This window comes from Bacillus sp. SD088 (genome assembly GCF_017355205.1).
Lineage (GTDB): Bacteria > Bacillota > Bacilli > Bacillales > Bacillaceae_C > Lederbergia.
Map to the genome: position 1 here is coordinate 130,473 of NZ_JADIJK010000001.1, position 19,073 is coordinate 149,545.

At 39.5% G+C, this 19,073-nt stretch carries 11 protein-coding genes; all 11 read right to left on the reverse strand.

Features of this window, described 5'->3' with window-relative positions; translation table 11 throughout:
* Positions 1-119: 119 nt before the first annotated feature.
* The 11 genes from IPU53_RS00500 to IPU53_RS00550 all read right to left on the reverse strand — a co-directional run bounded on the left by IPU53_RS00500 (position 120) and on the right by IPU53_RS00550 (position 18,875).
* The gene (locus IPU53_RS00500) at positions 120-3,233 is read right to left on the reverse strand and encodes an alpha-mannosidase (protein ID WP_207446312.1); all 3,114 of its coding nucleotides are present in this window, start codon (positions 3,231-3,233) and stop codon (positions 120-122) included.
* A 25-nt stretch (positions 3,234-3,258) separates the two neighbouring features.
* Positions 3,259-4,647, reverse strand: a complete 1,389-nt coding sequence (locus IPU53_RS00505; protein ID WP_207446899.1) for an alpha-L-fucosidase — start codon at positions 4,645-4,647, stop codon at positions 3,259-3,261.
* Positions 4,648-4,811: 164 nt separating this feature from the next.
* Positions 4,812-6,092, reverse strand: a complete 1,281-nt coding sequence (locus tag IPU53_RS00510; RefSeq protein ID WP_207446314.1) for a sulfatase-like hydrolase/transferase — start codon at positions 6,090-6,092, stop codon at positions 4,812-4,814.
* A gap of 34 nt (positions 6,093-6,126) precedes the next feature.
* The gene (locus IPU53_RS00515) at positions 6,127-7,536 is read right to left on the reverse strand and encodes a sulfatase-like hydrolase/transferase (protein WP_207446316.1); all 1,410 of its coding nucleotides are present in this window, start codon (positions 7,534-7,536) and stop codon (positions 6,127-6,129) included.
* 453 nt (positions 7,537-7,989) lie between these two features.
* Positions 7,990-9,597, reverse strand: a complete 1,608-nt coding sequence (locus IPU53_RS00520) for an extracellular solute-binding protein (protein ID WP_207446325.1) — start codon at positions 9,595-9,597, stop codon at positions 7,990-7,992.
* A 135-nt stretch (positions 9,598-9,732) separates the two neighbouring features.
* The gene (locus IPU53_RS00525) at positions 9,733-11,343 is read right to left on the reverse strand and encodes an extracellular solute-binding protein (protein ID WP_242697970.1); all 1,611 of its coding nucleotides are present in this window, start codon (positions 11,341-11,343) and stop codon (positions 9,733-9,735) included.
* 313 nt (positions 11,344-11,656) lie between these two features.
* Positions 11,657-13,270, reverse strand: a complete 1,614-nt coding sequence (locus tag IPU53_RS00530; RefSeq protein ID WP_242697971.1) for an extracellular solute-binding protein — start codon at positions 13,268-13,270, stop codon at positions 11,657-11,659.
* A gap of 177 nt (positions 13,271-13,447) precedes the next feature.
* Entirely contained in the window at positions 13,448-14,353 is a 906-nt protein-coding gene (locus tag IPU53_RS00535; RefSeq protein WP_207446327.1) for a carbohydrate ABC transporter permease, read from the reverse strand.
* Positions 14,354-14,367: 14 nt separating this feature from the next.
* Positions 14,368-15,330 carry an ABC transporter permease gene (locus IPU53_RS00540; protein WP_207446329.1) on the reverse strand — a complete coding sequence of 321 codons (963 nt, stop codon included), beginning with the start codon at positions 15,328-15,330 and terminating at the stop codon, positions 14,368-14,370.
* A gap of 644 nt (positions 15,331-15,974) precedes the next feature.
* Complete coding sequence (locus IPU53_RS00545; RefSeq protein ID WP_207446330.1) at positions 15,975-18,236, reverse strand: helix-turn-helix domain-containing protein; 2,262 nt, start codon at positions 18,234-18,236, stop codon at positions 15,975-15,977.
* A 21-nt stretch (positions 18,237-18,257) separates the two neighbouring features.
* A complete protein-coding gene (locus IPU53_RS00550; protein WP_207446331.1) occupies positions 18,258-18,875 on the reverse strand; it encodes a YesL family protein in 618 nt (205 codons plus the stop codon).
* Positions 18,876-19,073: the final 198 nt, after the last annotated feature.

Here is a 19,073-nt window from a genome sequence, read left to right on the forward strand (position 1 = left end):
TGACACTTCGAAATAAAGGACCTTCGACTAAGGAACGACATGTACTAGTGTCGGCCCCCGACGATTGACGTCAATCCCTTTAGTCGATTTAGTCCTTTTTCATCCTCCTTATTGAACAGTCACTTAATGCGCATGGTTTTCACTTCATATGGTTTATAGTCTGTTTCTACCTGTCCGTTTGTGATGTTCAAATTTGCAACAGGCTCTTCTAATAGATTTGTTTCTTCTACTGTGTCAACAGGTTGAGATAATTGCAATGTTGCCCGCTCTCTTCCACCAGACGTTTCATATAGTCTCACAATCAATCCATTCTCGTCTTCAGCTGGTTTAATCGTTTCGACCACCACATGTTGGGCTTGAGTTTTCACGAAGCTATGATGGCTTGGCAAATCACCAGGATGAGCTTCTGTTTGGATAACAGAAATAGGATGATTTAACTCATACCCTTTTCTTGTGATATTAGCTTCCCGCCAGTTTCCACGATGCGGGTAAAGAGAATAGGTAAATTGGTGGTGACCTATATCTGCTTGTGGATCAGGCCATTTCGGTGCACGCAATAACGATAGTCTTATCAGCTGTCCTTTCACGTCATATCCATATTTACAGTCATTCAAGAGACTGACTCCATAATTCCCCTCAGATAAATCGGCAAACCGATGCCCACATACCTCATATTGGGCAGATTCCCAACTTGTATTATTATGAGTCGGCCTTTCCACTGTTCCAAATGGAATTTCAAACGTTGCTTTATCTGTTAAAATATCGACAGGAAATGCCACCTTCAATAGTTTATGCTCTTCCTTCCAATCTACCTGAGTGTCAAAATCGATTCGTTGCGAATGATGGTACAGAATCATATCCTGTTCAATAAAAGAGTTCGATACAGACCATTTGAATCGTAAAATATCCTTTGTTTTACCTTCTTGGATGACTTCAACCGTTTGTAATTTCACTTGATCTGCTATTTGTCCTTCAAATTGCGGGTCGATGTCCCATGCATCCCATAAAGGGGGGCGATCATGAAAAAATTGAAATTGATTTACGGTTTCTCCTGGTTTTACGATTTCCCGATCTGCTTGTTTATCATATAAACGGGAAATTTCTCCTTGGTCATTCCATTCTATTTGATAATATTCGGTCTCCCAGTGTCCTTCAAAAGTAGGACTTTCCAATTGGCCATGTAAACGGCTTTCTTTTAACCAAATTGTGCGATAGCCCATTTCTGGGATAGCTGGAACATAGATAGAGCATTCCACTTGATTCTCTCCTAAAAGGCGAACGTCACTTTCCAACCTATTTCCGTGTTCATCGTAGGCCCCCAGCGTCTTCAATTCAGCTCCACCTTGAATCATCACTGTTTCAGATCTTGACCAAGATAGACTATTGAAAACGACAATCGGGATTCCAGCGCCGCTTGTGTCGATTTGCTTCTCCAAACTTTGCAGAGCCTGATCCTTTATCTTGTGACCGATTTGGAAAATTTCCTTGTAGTCAGATGCCGATTTCACATACACCTCCGGAATAGAAGTGCCGGGGATAATATCATGGAATTGATTGAATAATAATAACTTCCAACCATCATGTAAAGTCGATTGACTTTCTCCCAAATTAGAAGTAAAACTACTCCAAATTTCGGCATCTCGATAGAGAACCTCTGCTTTTCGATTCCACCGTTTATTATGAGCCTGAGTTGTATAGGTCCCACGATGGAGTTCAAGATACATATCGCCATGCCAGGTAGGGAGTGAAGGATTCGCCGTTTTAACTCCATCAAAAAACTCATGGGCAGTACCAAATGTTGCACTAGGCAGACCTGGCAAATTTTCAGAGCGTTCTACATACTGTATCATTTCTCTTGTGACACCACCGCCGCCATCCCCATGGCCATACAATAGCATTTGTTCTGGATGTTCGGCTTTCTGCTTATAACTATCCCAATGATCCTTGATTTCCTTTGGATGTGTATGTTCATTCACACCATGATTTAAATAGGAGAGAATACTTGTCCCATCAATGCCTACCCAATGGAAAAGATCATATGGAAATTGGTTTGTATCATTCCAATTCATTTTCGTTGTCATGAAATATTCAAGTCCTGCTTTTTGCAGTAATTGTGGTAAGGAAGCACAATAACCGAAAGTATCTGGAAGCCATTCAATGCGAGGCTTAAGGCCAAATTCCTTTTGGTAAAAATTCATTCCATATAAAAGTTGCCGAACGAGCGATTCTCCTGAAGGAATATTCAAGTCCGGTTCTACCCACATTCCTCCAACAAGCTCCCATCTCCCAGAAGCAATATGTTGTTTCACCCGCTCATAGATAACAGGATAATGTTCTTTCATAAACTCAAAAGCTTGTGGTTGACTTTGCACATAACCAAAATCCGGAAACTGGTCCAATAAGGTGCTCATCGTAGAAAAGGTTCGAGAACATTTCCGAACCGCCTCTTTAGCTGGCCATAGCCAAGCAAGATCAATATGCGATTGACCAACCATATGTATTTTGCCAGCTGATGGATCTGCTGGCATGTCTAATTCTTTCCGTAATTCCGCTTCGATTGTGTAAATCCATTCCTGATTCCTTAATTGTTCAGGAGATCCATTTTGAATTTTATCGGCTGCTGTCGTTAATGCTTTTATGATCGAAGATTTTCTTAAATCTCCATCTGGAAGTAGCTTCGCCGCTTCATCATAAGTTTTTACGGTATATAGAAGCTTCTCTACCGCAATATTCATACAAACGAGTTTACTCTGTAAAAGCGATAATGGAGCAGGGCTATGTTCAGCCGTTTCATTTTGAAAGTTTAGTCGATCGACAACTTGTGCAACAGGGTTAAATAATTCGATTTGCACATGATACGTAAGTTTTTCTTTCTTTATTTCCGGAAACGGTACAAAGCTTCGGTTACGATCAATCCCATGATAGGGCTCCCCGTCAATGGATAATAAAGCCTCATGGTTTGTTTTTACATTAGGCTGACCAACTAAAAATTCTAATCCTACAGATTGATCCGCCCATTCTAATGGAACGGTAATGTCACTTTCAAGAAACATCGTCTCCCCAGAAACGATTAAATGATCTCCAACATTGATTTTGACCGACTCTATGTCTTTATAGGTATATTGGACAGGCTCAGTATATTCTGCACGCTTTGCTTTCCATTCCTCAAGGACAACGGAATCTAAAGCGAGATGATCTTGTAAATGCTGGATAAATCGTCGAACCTCGTACACTTATATTGACTCCTTTCAGTACCCACTATTCAGTAAAACGAAAGACATGTGCGATTGGAGCTGTTTGCCCTTTTTCAGAATCAGGCAAGATAATCGATAAACCTTTTTCCGCTTGACTAAAGTCTACTTTTCTATCTCCATCAACCATTTCTACGCTGCTCACTTTTTCGGGATAAGGAATAAAGATTTCCTGCTCTACAGGAGTATCCTCATTCTCATACATATAAAAACAGTAAACCGTGTTGTCTTTCTTGGTAAAAGCACTATTTCCTTGGAAGTAGGGAGCGCACATTCTTGTGCCGTACACAGCTTCACCATGCACCTTTAACCAAGCGCCCATTTCTTTCATTCTTTTAATTGCTGTCCGTGGCAAACGTCCATCCGGTTGAGCGGCAACGTTTAAAGCTAAGTTTCCACCCTTCGAAATGACTTCTACTAATAAATGAATCAATTCTCTTGTTGTCTTATAGTCATCTTCATATCTAAACGAAAAGGCTGATCCCATTGTAATACAGCTTTCCCATGGTACATCCATTGGTTTTTCAGGCACTGCTTGCTCAGGCGTGATAATATTTTCATAGGGCCCGCCAATTAATCGGTCAGCAGAAAGTAACCATGGTTGTTTTTCACGGGCACGTTCCACTGCTTCTCCAAGACGTATGTCTTGCTTACTCTTTGCAGATACCCAACCTGCATCTAACCAAAGTACTTCAATTCGTCCATAATTCGTTAGTAATTCCTGCATTTGCTCGTGTGTGAATTGCACGAATTTCTCCCATAATTCAGGATGCTTTTCCGGATCATAGGAAGGCCCCCTCCACATTTCTGTCCCTCGCTCCATATTCGGTGCCCAGTATGTCGGTGTATGCCAATCCGCTTTAGAGAAATAGGCAGCGATTGGTAATCCTTTATCTCGGAATGCGTTAAATGCATGTTTGACAATATCTGCATATTGATGTGTATGGAATGGACAGCTTGGATCGGTTATTTTATAATCGGTTGTCTTTGTATCCCACATACAAAAGCCATCATGGTGCTTCGTCGTAAAGAGGAAATATTTAAATCCTCCCTCTTGTGCTAACTCAGCCCATTCCTCTGGCTGGAATCGAATAGGATTGAAGCTTTTATTCAAGTCCACATACTGGCGCTTAAAAACTTCTGGATCTGACTCCCAATCAATATCTTCCCGTGACCAGTCAGCATCATCATCACTTAGCGCCCATGACTCGACTAACCCTAATTGTGAATATGGACCCCAGTGCATCATAAAGCCGAGCTTTTGGTCCTTAAACCATTCCAATTGCTCTAAAAGGGCTGGATCTTCCGGCTTCACCCAGCCTTTTTCATTACTAAAGTGGTGAACACCGTTTTCAACTTCTTCCTTTTGTTCCGTCTCTTTTATTTCATCATGTATGTTTGTCAATTTTATTCCTCCTCAAATGTTCAACTATACAACGCTTCCAACTTGTTTTTAACTTATAAAGGAAACACCACCTTTGCTCAGTGGAGATTATTCCAAAAGCAAAGTTGAGTTTCCCATTATAAGTCTAAAAAATAGACTAGTCTCTTACTTCCTATCTATTTCACACTTTCATACCATTCGTGCAGATCGGTTGTCATTTGTTCTACCAATTCAGGGTGTTGTGCAGCTAGGTTGGTTCGCTCACTAGGGTCTTCTTCAAGATTGGAGAGATGAACCGTATCCTCTATAGCTTTATCAAAATCTAGCTTTCCATTTAAAACGAGCTTCCACTTTCCTTGACGAACCGCAAGTTGGTCATTGTATTCCCAAAATACTTGGTCATGGGGACTTTTTCCGTTCTTTGTGATCATTTCGACAATCGAATCGCCATCTATCGCTTCATTTTCAAAGGAAATATCGGCAAAGGACATAAAGGTTGGAAGGATATCCATCATCACGCCAATTTCATCGGAAACCTGTCCTCCTGGGATAAGAGACGGACAACTTAAAATCGCAGGTTCCCGGGTTCCTCCATCAAATAAACTTCCTTTGTGGCCTCTAAAAATTCCAGCGCTTCCACCATAATACTTATCTTCTGTACCATCTAGCCAATTGCGCACTTCTGCCGATGGGCCATTATCACTGGAAAAGAAAATCATCGTGTCTTCATATTTTCCTAGTCTTTTCAGGGCGTTGACAATTTCTCCGACCCCATCATCAACAGCCGAAATCATTGCAGCCATGACTTGGCGGTCCCATGGTAAATGAGCAAATCGCTCCATGTATTTCTCTGGGGCATGCATTGGATAATGAGGCGCATTATAAGGAACATACAAGAAGAATGGTTGTTCCTCTTCACGCTCATTTTGAATAAATTCAACGGCTTTCTCTGTGATTAATTCTGTCATGTATTCGCCATTGTTCCAGACTTCATCCTTGTTATGCCAAAGGTCATGAACAGGTGGGTTTTCCCAATAAAAAATATGGGAATAGTAATCTATGCATCCCGCATGGAAACCATAGAATTCATCAAAACCATGAGCATTGGGACGCGTCTCTGGCGTCGTACCCAAATGCCATTTGCCAAACATCGCCGTGCGATAACCATTCGCTTTCAATTTAGCAGGAATGGTTTCATGTTCCGCTGATAATCCAGCTGCCCCTCTTTTCCCACTTAAAATTTGATCGACCTCTGTACGAGCAGGATACTTCCCGGTTAATAAAGAGGCTCTAGAAGGTGAGCATACCGGGGAATTGGAATACCAATTCGTAAATCGAATCCCTTCTTCTGCAAGCTTATCAATATTTGGTGTTTTCACATGCTCTGATCCATAACATCCTAAGTCACCATATCCTAGGTCATCACAATAAAAAATAATAAAATTGGGTTTCGACAAAATAAATCACCTTCCGAATCATACTATTTGTTCATTAAAAACGTAGATCTTTGAATTGTCCTAAAGCAAGGTCATTATGTTCTTCCATCCAAACCGCCAATAATTCTCTCATCTTTGTAAGAGTCTCTTGATACTCGCTATTGTCAATTTCGTTGTTGAGCTCATGTGGATCCTTTTCCAAATCGTATAATTCATCGGTATCTCCACAATTAAAAATATATTTCATTTGTCCCTGGCGAATCATCCGTTGAGTATACAAAATTTCAGCAAGACCATTACCTTCTGTTACTACATGATCTGGCCAATCTTTCACATCTTCATTATTGATAAGGGGTACAAAAGATCTGCCATCACGGGATACTTCGGCTTGATCTACTCCCGCCCAATCTAAAATACTGGAGTAGTAATCACAGGTGCCCACAAATCGATCCTCATATTTTGTTTCCGGTAACTTTTCTTGCGGCTTCACAATCAAGGGAATTCGGCATGTTTCTTCATACATAAAGAAGTTTTTATCACATAATCCCCCATGGATTCCAAGTGACTCGCCGTGATCAGCAGAAAAGATAATGATCGTATTCTCATATAAATCATGCTGTTTTAAATAGTCGACTAATCGGCCAATTTGTTCATCAATCAGACTTACATTAGCAAAATAATGCTTCACATAAGGTTCAAACGTTTTCCAGTCAGTAGACTTGGCTCTTTTTAAATTATGAATAGCCGGCTTATTTGTCGATTCATCAGTAAAATTCGCCCATGGTTCAATATCGAGATCACGATAGAGATCTAAATGCTTTGTTGGTGCTACATAAGGCTCATGTGGTCCCCAAAAGTTTAGTTGAAAATAAAAAGGATTTTCTCTTTGTCGGAATTGATCGATATAATGAATGGCCTGATCGGTTAAAAAGTATTCAACGGTTGTTTCAACAGGTGAGACAACCTCTGCTGCCCAATGACCTTTATAATGTCCTGACATTTTATTTTCAAGCTTTACTTCTAGTCCCTTTTCCTTTAAATAATCATGGTATTGCTCATAACCATGTCCTCCAGCACCATGGCCCGGAAAGTCATCTCCCTCATAGCCTACCTTTGAGGGCCCCCAGCCTAGATGCCATTTGCCCGTATAACCAACACTGTAGTTTTGCTCCTTTAGTCTGTTGCTAAGCAACTCACTAGAATTCGGCAGGCTATCATATTTACATGCTGGTTCTGAGGTGTTATTTCTCATTTCATGATTATGTGGATACAACCCTGTTTGCAGAGATGCGCGCGCTGGTGTACACACTGGACAGCTAGCGTATGTATTATTAAAAACAATGCTTTCAGCTGTTAACTGATCAATATTAGGTGTTTGACACACCTTTCCACCATAAGCCTTTAATGTATCCACACGTTGTTGGTCTGTTAAAATAAAAAGAATATTCGGTTGTTTACTAGGCATCTGAATCCTCCTTCGCTTTTTCACGCAAAATAATTTCGGATCTTAATCAACATCTATGGTTGACAAATCAGATGTCGTATTGATATAAGCTAAGCAGCCGCTACGAAAAAACTACGCTTTCCGTGGGCTTGTCCTCAGCCTCCTTGAAAAAGAAGAGCGCTTTTTTTATGGGGCTTCACACTGCGCATTCCCATAGGAGTCTCCGTGTTTTTTCTTCGCTGGCTAGTCTACTATTACCATTTTGACCCACTCATTCCAACCATAGATTTTGGTGTTGACCCATAATTTCAACTAGGTACTCCTAACCGTTAGGTAAAATGAAATAGCAATCAGTGAGAGGGCTTGCCTTTCTCACTGATTGTCGATTTCCACTTTAGTTTATCATGCCTTGCAGGAATTGTAAGTGGATTCCTGTAAATTGGAAACCGTTTTCCCTATGATTCCTCCTGCTTTTTAACTCTCTTTCCAACGATCATAGGCATCTTGATGAATGTTCACATATTCCTCAATTTGCATATTTTCAATTGTTTTTACGTATTTATTCCAATTTGCTAGTGGTTCTACACCTGTGACAAATTTTGCTTCCATTTGTTCGACATACGATTGTAAGTCCACTTTAATATCATTTACTTTTTTCTGTTCTTCTTTTGTTAGGTAAACAAGTGGGAAAGGTACTTCTGCATATGGCTCAATTTTTTCCTCTGTTTCCTTTTCAATGAATTTTTCAAATTCAGTTATCTCTTTTCCCTCAATAGGACCAGTAAGGGCTGGTGCATTAATCCCAAAATCCGGTGTAAGTGTACCGCGATAGTCTTCCCGCGTTTTGTAGTTTGATGGGATTTCAAGGTCTTTTTTTGTTCCGTCTTCCGCTTCTTCCCATAAATAGCCTTCAGGCCCTTCATTTAGGAATTCAAAGCCTTCCTTAGAGTAAAAATAATCGATCCAACGCATGGTTGCTTCCGGATAGGAATTATTGCTTGTAATCGAGAATGTTCCCCTTAGAATTGCAGGGTTTCTTGGGATTATCGGTTCAGACGATACCGAACTTGTTAATGGATAATACATCGGATTATCTACAGCATCTTCTTCGGATTCTTCTGTTAACATATATGAATACCAAGATGTAAACACACCTAAACGATTATCCTGTCCTTTTGCTGTCTTTTGTTCATCTGATTGTGAGAATACCTCTGGATCAAGTAGTCCCTCTTGATATAATTTATTCATGAAGGTTAAATATTCTTTATAATTCTCGGTGATCGGTGCATATCTTACTTTTCCATCTACTTCTTCAATCTCCCATTCTTTCATACCAAAAGCACCGAGTAACCAAGGACGAAGGGTGTTCATTTTCACATCTGTCAATGGAATTTCATCTGCTTCTCCGTTTCCGTTCGGATCTTCCTCTTTAAATCTTTTTAGCAATTCATAAAATTCGTCTGTTGTTTTGGGCACATCCTCTACACCAAGTGCCTTAAGCCATTGGCCATTGTACCAAATCGGCCCTAAATACCAGCTAGAAGTCGAGCCTTCCTGTACTCTTGGCAAGGAGTAAATATGTCCATCAAGTGTTGTCACTGATTTTTTAACATCTGGTCTTTCTTCAAATAACTTTTTAATGTTTGGCGCATATTCATCAATTAAATCTTCAAGCGGAATTAAAACACCTTGCTCCCCATAATCCACTTCCATTCCTGGGGTCAAGTTACTGGAGCTTGCACCGTAAATGATATCCGCAATATCACCACTCGCAAATGCCAAATTCAACTTTGTTTGGAAATCACTTAGTGGCGGTGTACTGTATTTTAAGTCAATATTGGTCATTTTTGCATATTCTTGCAAAGTCGGCATGTCTTTCCATTCCGCCAGACCCGTTCCTGGTGCGATCATGCTTAATGTGATATTTTCATCGACAATCGGAAATCCTTCTTTATTTACCTCAACATTTTTTACTTTTGAAGATGTGTCTTTTTGTTTATCGTTGTCTGATGATGCACAGGCACTTAGTAGCAGTGTCGCTGCTACTACACCTGTGAGGACGAATGCAAATGATTTTCTCATGAGTGACCCCCCTTATCAGTGGGATAAGTTACCTTTCCCACCGATTTTTTTGATGCTCTCGGAATTGCAACCTATGAACAGCTCTCCACCATGTCTCAATCGATGTCTTGCTCCAGGCGGATTGCACTTTTCTCTTTAGCTCTCTTTCCAACGATCGTAAGCATCTTGATGAATTTTCACATATTCCTCAATCTGCATATTTTCAATTGTTTTTACATATTTATCCCAATTAGCTAGTGGCTCTACGCCTGTGACAAATTTCGCTTCCATTTGTTCGACATAAGATTCTAGATCTACTTGAATATTATTAGCCTGTTTCTGTTCCTCTTTGGTTAAATATACGAGAGGAAAAGGAACTTCTGCAAAGGGTTCTATTTTTTCATTTGTTTCCTCTTCAATGAACTTATCGAAGTCAGACTGCTCTTTTCCTTCAATTGGGCCAGTAAGAGCGGGAGCTGAGATACCATAATTAGGCGTGATGGATCCTCGGTAATCTTCCATTGACTTGAAACCTTCTGGTGGTTCCTCCAAGTATTCCTTCTTCCCGTCTTCCCCTTTCTCCCATAAATGTCCTTCAGGTCCCTCCGTCAAGAACTCAAAGCCTTCACTTGAATAAAAATAATCAAGCCAACGCATAGATGCTTCAGGATACGAATTGTTTTTGGTAATCGAGAATGTTCCTCTTGAAATAGCCGGATTTCTTGGAATAACGACTTCAGGTGAAATCGAGCTTGTCAATGGATAAAACATTGGGTTGTTCATCGCTTCTTCTTCTGTTTCACCCGTTGTGAAAAAGGAAAAGAAGTCTGTGAATGCGCCTAGTTGGTTATCTTGGCCTTTTGCCTTCTTCTGTTCAGGCGATTGAGAGAACGTTTCTTGATCAAGTAGTTCCTCTTTATAAAGCTTATTCATATAAGTTAAGTACTCTTTGTAATCTTCTGTGATCGGTGTATATCTTACTTTCCCATCAATCTCCTCAATGCCCCATTCTTTCATGCCAAAGGCTGCAAGTAACCATGGGCGCATCGCATTTAGTTTCACATCTGTCAGAGGAATTTCATCTGCTTTTCCATTCCCGTTTGGATCTTCATTTTTAAACCGTTTTAATAGTTCATAAAACTCATCTGTTGTTTTTGGCAATTCTTTCACATCAAGTGCTTCAAGCCATTTGCCATTATACCAAATCGGTCCTCTATACCATGAAGAAGTTGGACCTTCAGCCACTCTAGGAATAGAATAAATATGTCCATCAATAGTCGTAATCGATTTTTTGATATCTGGTCTATCTTCAAGCAATTGTTTAATATTTGGTGCATATTCATCGATTAAATCTTCAAGCGGAACCAAGACACCCTGTTCCCCATAATCGACTTCCATTCCTGGTGTTAGATCCTCTGTACCAGCTGCATAAATGATATCAGCAATATCTCCACTCGCAAAAGCTAAATTCAATTTTGTTTGAAAGTCACTGATAGGTGGTGTATTGTATTTAAAATCAATATTTGTCATTTTTGCATATTCTTGTAGTGTCGGCATGTCTTTCCATTCTGCAAGTCCTGTTCCTGGTGCCATCATGCTTAAAGTTATTTTTTCATCGACGATCGGAAATCCTTCCTTATGAACTTCCACATCTTTTGCTTTTGAGGCTGTTCCCTTTTTGCCATCATTTCCTGAGGATGCACAGGCACTTAGTAAAAGTGTCGCTGATAATACACCCGTTAAGGCCAATTTAAGTGATTTTCTCAATATAATACTCCTTCTATTAGTCAGGATATGTTGCCTATCCCACTGATTTGTTTTCTTACTACTCTCCAAGACTGTACAATTTTCAACCTATGAATAACTCAGGCGATATCTTGCTTCAAACACTTCAGCAAGAGCATCAGCATTACGACGACGCGGCTAGGACGGCATGCTTTTTCTAACCTGGTCCGATGAAAGGCAATGAATGCCTTTCATCGGACCAGGACACTTGCTTGGAGAAGGTAGCGTGCGCATTATGCCAAGACGGCGCGCTCATAGCCTTTCTTCTTAAGTCAAGTCGCTTGCGCTTTTGTCCTTAACTCTCTTTCCAGCGATCATAAGCATCTTGATGAATTTTTACATATTCCTCAATTTGCATATTTTCAATTGTTTGTACGTATTTATCCCAATTTTCTAATGGCTCAACGCCTGTAATAAATTTCGCCTCCATTTGCTCAACATAGGATTTTAAATCCACTTGGATATTATTGATCTGTTTCTGCTCATCTTTCTCTAAATAAACGAGAGGAAAGGGAACTTCTGCAAATGGTTCAATTTTTTCGTTTGTTTCCTTCTCAATAAATTGATCAAACTCAGATTCATCTTTTCCTTCGATTGGTCTCTCAAGGGCAGGAGCCGCTATTCCGTAAGCAGGTGTGAGTGTACCACGATAATCTTCCATTGATTTAAACTCTTTCGGTGGATCTTCTAGGTACTCCTTCACGCCATTTTCCCCTTCTTCCCAAAGATATCCTTCAGGCCCTTGGTTCAAAAATTCGTAGCCCTCTTGTGAATAGAAATAATCAACCCAACGCACAGTTGCTTCTGGATATGGATTGTTTTTCGTAATCGAGAATGTTCCTCTTTGGATAGCTGGATTTCTTGGAAGTATTGGTTCAGGTGAAACTGAGCTTGTCAATGGATAATACATTGGGTTGTTCATTGATTCCTCTTCCGTTTCTCCTGTTGTAAAGAAGGAATAGAAATCCGTGAATACACCTAAACGATTATCTTGGCCTTTCGCTTTCTTTTGTTCATCAGATTGCGAAAAGGTTTCTGGATCAAGCAATTCTTCCTTATAGAGTTTGTTCATAAATGTCAAATACTCTTTATAATTATCGGTAATTGGTGCATATCTTACTTTACCATCGATTTCTTCAATATCCCATTCTTTCATACCAAATGCAGCGAGTAACCATGGACGCATTGAATTCAGTTTAACATCTGTCAAAGGAATTTCATCTGCTTCTCCATTCCCATTCGGATCTTCCTCTTTAAACCGCTTTAGCAATTCATAAAATTCATCCGTTGTTTTCGGTAACTCTTTTACGTCCAATGCATCTAACCACTGGCCATTATACCAATTCGGTCCAATATACCAGGAAGCTGTTGTCAGTTCGTTTACTGTAGGTAAAGAATAAATATGACCATCCAGTGTTGTAATTGATTTTTTAACATCTGGTCTATCTTCAAGCAATTGTTTTAGATTTGGTGCATATTCATCAATCAAGTCTTCAAGCGGAATCAGCACGCCTTGTTCCCCGTAATCCACTTCCATTCCGGGAGTTAAATTATTAGTTCCAGCAGCATACACCACGTCCGCAATATCACCACTTGCAAAGGCTAAGTTCAATTTTGTTTGGAAATCACTTAGCGGTGGTGTATTGTATTTGAATTCTATATTTGTCTTCTCTGCATATTCCTGCAATGTCGGCATATCTTTCCATTCTGCCAGGCCTGTTCCTGGTGCCATCATCCTTAAGGTGATATTCTCATCGACAATCGGAAATCCTTCTTTTTGAACCTCAACATCCTTCACTTTTCGTGCAGGTTCCTTTTTTCCATCACTTCCTGATGATGATGAACAGGCACTCAACAGCAAGGTCGCTGATAATATGCCCGTTAAAGCTAACTTAAATGACTTTTTCAAGATAAAAACCCCTTTCTTATTTTGAAATTGATCATTAGACCATATTTTGGAAAACGGGACGGAGAGCGCTATTATTACCTTAAAAGGCCCATTCTCGAACAGAGAACCCCATTTTCCTCAGATAAAACCCATTTCTAAACAAAACAACCCATTTTTCCTATGAGAAACTCATTCCTGTTATCCTTTTAATGATCCAATCATCACCCCTTTTACAAAATAGCGTTGTAGGAATGGATAGACAATAATAATTGGTAATGTTGAAACAATCATTACCCCATACTTAATGACTGCCGCCAACTGTTGCTTATTATTCATGGCTTCTGCTAAGCTACTCGAAATCTCCGTTGAATTAGAGGACATTTCTTGTAACACTAGTATTTCCCTTAGGACAAGTTGTAATGGATATAGTTGCTTATCAGACAAATAAATTAACGCATTAAAGTACCCGTTCCAGTGCCCAACGCCATAGAATAAAGCCATGACAGCAATAATCGGAGCTGATAAAGGCAAAATAATTTTGGCAAACATCTTGAAATTGGTGCAACCGTCAATAATCGCTGCTTCTTCCAATTCTGTTGGAATCGAGGTTTGGAAAAATACACGTGCTACAATGATATTCCAGACAGCAGCTGCATTCGGTAAGACCATCGCCCAAACCGTATCGATTAACCCTAAGTTCCGAACAACTAAATAAGTTGGAATTAATCCACCACTAAAGAACATGGTTAATACGAACATCCCCATTAATAGACCACGTCCTGAAAGGTCCCGTCGTGACAGTGCATAAGCTGCAGGGATGGTGATCGCTAAATTGATTACTGTACCTAGAGCGGTATAAAAAATCGTATTCAGATAACCCTTCCAAATATCAGGATTATCAAAAATTAGCTTATAGCCTTCAAATGTAACCCCTTTTGGAAATAACCACATATCTCCTGAATTAACAGCTTTTGGATCACTTATCGACGCACTAACGATATAAATCAAAGGATAAAGAACAACAAGCATTGCTAATGTTAAAAAGAGAAAGTTAAAAACCTTAAATATCTTATCAGCCTTCGTATCTTTTATCACTGATGCCAAATTAATCTACCTCCTTACCAAAGACTGGTTTCGCTTGTTTTTTGAGCAATTTTGTTCACAACGATTAACAAGATGGCGTTAATCACCGAGTTAAATAGACCGACAGCGGCAGAGAAACTATATTGGGCATTTAATAAACCAGATTCATAGACAAACGTAGCGATTACATTGGAAGATTCTAGGTTTAATGGATTTTGCAAAAGTAGGATTTTTTCGAAACCCATGGCCAATATATTACCGACATTTAAAATCATCAGGATGACCATTGTCGGTAGAATCGCTGGTATATTAATATGCCAAATTCGTTGCAATCTCGTTGCCCCATCGACAATTGCTGCTTCGTGATGTTGCGGGCTAACACCTGCAAGGGCTGCCAAATAAATAATCGTTCCCCAACCAGTGCTTTGCCAAACTCCCGACAAAACGTAGATCGTTTTAAACCATTTAGGGTCTTCCATAAACGGAATAGGTCCTATGCCAAAAAAGCCAATAATATGGTTGATAATTCCTGTCGTTGGTGAGAGAAAGGAAATAATCATCCCAGAAATAACGACAACGGCAATAAAATGAGGCGCATATGTAACCGTTTGTACAAACCTCTTATATATACCGTCCTTCGCCTCATTCAAAGCTAAGGCTAAAATAATCGGTAATGGAAAACCAACAATTAATTCATATACACTAATTCCTAATGTATTTTTTAATAAATCCCAGAAATAGTAGGATTCAAAGAATCTAGTAAAATGTTCAAACCCTACCCATTCACTCCCCCAAATCCCGAGTGTAGGAATGAAATCTTTAAATGCAATTTGAACTCCGTACATCGGTACATAATGGAAGATCAAAAAGTATAAAAAAGCAGGTAGAACAAATACATATAGCTGCCAATTCTGTAAGGCCTTACGAAATTTGGTTGTGACAGGCCGACTTTTCAGCTGTACTTTTTGTTGAGTCTCTGTGGTTGTATTCGAGCTCATTCGATTGCCTCCTTTTAAGTGAAAGTGTTTTCAGCTTGCCTTTATTCTATTTTTTCGACAACTTGTACACAATATGTCGATTTTAATGGAAGCGTTCCACCTATTAAACTTTTGATAGGACAAACCTTGATAATAGAAGGGCTCACAACGCGCGAATATGTACAAGTTAATCTAATATGTGCGTTTTGCTTCACCTAGAAAGGCTTATTCTAAAGGAAATAATGTCGAATCTTGGTAGATATATTACCTCCCCTTTGCTTTTAGACAAAAAATAGGGGCTGTCCAGAAAGTCAGTAAAAACTAAGCTTTTCTGTGACAGCCCTTCTTCTAGGCATGTAAAAGTTGGTGTGCGGTTGCCTTCCGTTTCAGGGCACGCTTTCCGCGGGGCAAGGCTTGAGCTTCCTCAGTCGCTGCGCGCCTTGCGGGATGCGGGATCTCAAGGCCATGATTGTCCCTAGCAAACTTTCGGTTTCTTCCTACGATAAGTCAACATCCATTCGCTTTCCAAGCTCATGGTGTTTCCTTTATCTCAGGCCCACAGGATGTGGGTCAGAACGGCGTTGCGCCAGGACGGCGCGTCTTTAGCCGTTCATCCTTATTATGAAAGTTTGTACGTCGCTGATCAGGCGCTTGCGCTTTTCTTGTCACCGGTTTAATTTTCGGTATTGTCCTGGGGTGACTCCTTCTAGTTGTTTGAAACGCCGCGTGAAGTTGGCCACATCTTTGTAGCCAACATTCGATACAATTTCTTTAATCGGTTGATTGGTTTCCCTTAATTGTTTTTTTACTGCTTCCATACGTAAAGTTAAAACATATTGGGTAAAGGTTTCACCTGTTTGTTCTTTGATAAATTTACTTAGGTATGGAACGGATAAATCAAAATGATAGGCAATGCCTTCTAAAGTTAAATCATAGCTTGTATAATGCTCCTGAATATATTCCAGCAGCTCTCGACGTAGATGCTGACTACGGTTTTCTGTCTTATCTTCTACTGTTTGGCATATTTTTAAAATAAGGGGACTAAGGTGTTGACTAAGCTGTTCGACAGATTGAAATTCTCCCAGTTCCTTATAATCGTCCAAATTTAGCGTTAGTTGCAGCTCCATAGCTGTCTTAATCACGGTGTTGATAATGTCGAAACAAATATATTTTAATGCCTGAATAGACATTTCTGCTTTAGCCAAATTCGATAGCATCGTATGCAAGGTTTCCAAGGCAACTACCTGATCTCCTTGTTTCAAGCTTTGCGCCAACTTCATTTGATCCTCCCTCGGGTAGCCAAGCGCTTTCTCCCCTGGGGATCCTAACTCTTCAAAAAATACAAGCCTTCCCTCTGAGACGGCAAACTGATAATCTAAGACAGTCAAAGCCTCAATATAAGAACGATTAATATGATTTTTCTTTTCGTAACTCGTCCCTACTGTCACAATTAGCACTTTTAACGGTGAGTGCTTCTGAATAAACTGCTGAAGAGTTTCCACAAGCATACGCCGTTGTTGTTCAAGGTCATCTTTTTCCTTTAGACTTATAATAAATGCCAGAGTATGTTGTTGGTATAGTAAATCAACGCCGTTTACTGTTGCATTTGGTAATGTAAGTTGGGACAGAGAATCAATGAATTGCTCCCAATTTTGTTGGTTCCCTTCATATTCTCCCTTTTGAAATTCAACGATCGCTACAAAATGAGGCCCTTCATTCATTGTCATATTTAAGGCTCGCAGCATCGACTCAATTTCCTGCTCATTCGGAAAACTTTCTTTTAGCATTTTTGTCAATAATTGTTCTTTGGCATACGGTTTCTGTAAATCTACTGTTTCTGATAAGCTTTTATGATCCTTAAAAATAGTGGTAATTGTTTGACGAATCGCTTCCAGTTCGTTTTCTCCACCCCAATTTGACGTCTTTGTACTGCCCATTTTAGCAAATTCAAATAGGCCTTGAATCGGCCGATATTGCTTTTTCCCCAATAAAATAGCGGCAGCTAAACCAACTAGAAGTATGATGATCAACAGCACAATGATAAATGTTGCGCGATGAATAACCCGTTCGAAAAACTGGTCCGAATCCATCAGTGTCACAAAAGTCCAGCCACTCATATCGGAAGTGACCGTCACCAAAGAATATTTCTGTCCATTAATGCGCGTCGTCTGAACTCCCTTTTTTTCGATGAGCGATGGATCAAGCTGTGAGAATGAGATTTCTTCGCCCTTTACTGCTGAGACGATTAGTTGCTGATTTTCATCTAAAATATAAGTATTCCCTTTAAAATCAGCGAGGATATTTTCAATCATATCAGTTAAAGTCGATTCTTCGATAAAATACATCACAGATCCATATGGATTAGGATTGTTTGGGGCAATCGGAAAAATGAAAGCAATCATCCGATCCCTTACACCATTTTTTAAAGTTACATCTCCAACAGGCAGGATGAGTGGTTGGGCTGAGTGTAACTGTTGCACCATGCTGTCTTTTTCCCATGTATCAAATTGATAAATTCTTTGGGTAAGCGTAGTAAAAGAATACAGTCCATTAGAAGAATAAATCGATTGACCTTGATTATGGAAATACACAAAGAGCTCTTGAATAATGGAGCTATTATCTTTATATTTTCTTAATTCATCCTGTGCTTCTTTCCCATAATACCCATGTTTCATCATATAGGGAGTTAAGCGCGGATCATAGGCAATGCTTGATGCAATCTTTTCCAATTCTTTGATCCGCTCATTTGTCATATTTTCAACTTGCTCTAATTTATTAATATTGGATTGTTCAATTTCCGTACGCAGGCTTGAAACAGAATTATAATAAATAAACACACTCATAAAGACAAAGGGAATTAAAAACACCAATAAATAAGAGATAATATATTTATAGATGAGGCTTGATTTTTCTATTTTTCCAAGCATATTTCATTCCCTCTTTCCACTTCACGATTTCTTCCTTTCAATTCCCATGAAAGCACGCATAGCGAACCACATCACAGGATAGGCCAACATTGCCGCCCCCATGAATACATATAAAACGGGAATGAAAACAAAAACATAATACAGAATAAGTAAGCAAAGAATAATAGCGATCGTCTCAAACGGCCTGCTGATGGCGATGAGAAAAGCTTGTTTTATATACTGAAAGCCTTTCAATTCATAACGCGCAAAAACAGGATAGAAATAGAGGACCGTAATAAAATAGAAGAAACAAAAAACAAGTAGAATTACGTGCAAAATAGCAGATTGAATTACCTGTTTTGAAATGGTGACATCCCAATATAAAAAGAGACCAAATGCTGTAATAATGAATCCAAAGCCATTGGCTTTTAAAAACTGACTCTTATAACTCGAATAAAAGGTTCGGAAGATCGATTCTCCCCGTTTTCTTTCGATTGATTTATGAATGACAGAAAACATGGCCGCGGTTGCCGGAAAAATACCAAAAACACCAAGTCCTAAACAGGTGAAAAGCACCCAAAGGATATGTAAATAAATCAACCTCGCTAACCCATCGCCTATTTCATATATCCACCTAAATAAACCTGATACATGTTCCATCTTTTTTAATTCCTTTCAAAAACCGACTGTTTCTTACGAATTTTCGATCAATCGTTTTCCTTTTCTCTTGAATTGCGTGTTCAAAAAGAAGGGTAAAAAGGACCAATCCGGCTAGAACCGCTGATGTCGTTGTTCACAGGACATGTCGGTGCTTAGTCGAAGATCCTTTATCTCGAGGTGACATTTTTACAAGACTTT

Bases quoted from the DNA above. Each gene is read 5' to 3' on its own strand.
- IPU53_RS00545 (WP_207446330.1), bottom strand. From the start codon at position 18,236: ATGCTTGGAAAAATAGAAAAATCAAGCCTCATCTATAAATATATTATC.
- IPU53_RS00520 (WP_207446325.1), bottom strand. From the start codon at position 9,597: ATGAGAAAATCATTTGCATTCGTCCTCACAGGTGTAGTAGCAGCGACA.
- IPU53_RS00540 (WP_207446329.1), bottom strand. From the start codon at position 15,330: ATGAGCTCGAATACAACCACAGAGACTCAACAAAAAGTACAGCTGAAA.
- IPU53_RS00515 (WP_207446316.1), bottom strand. From the start codon at position 7,536: ATGCCTAGTAAACAACCGAATATTCTTTTTATTTTAACAGACCAACAA.
- IPU53_RS00550 (WP_207446331.1), bottom strand. From the start codon at position 18,875: ATGGAACATGTATCAGGTTTATTTAGGTGGATATATGAAATAGGCGAT.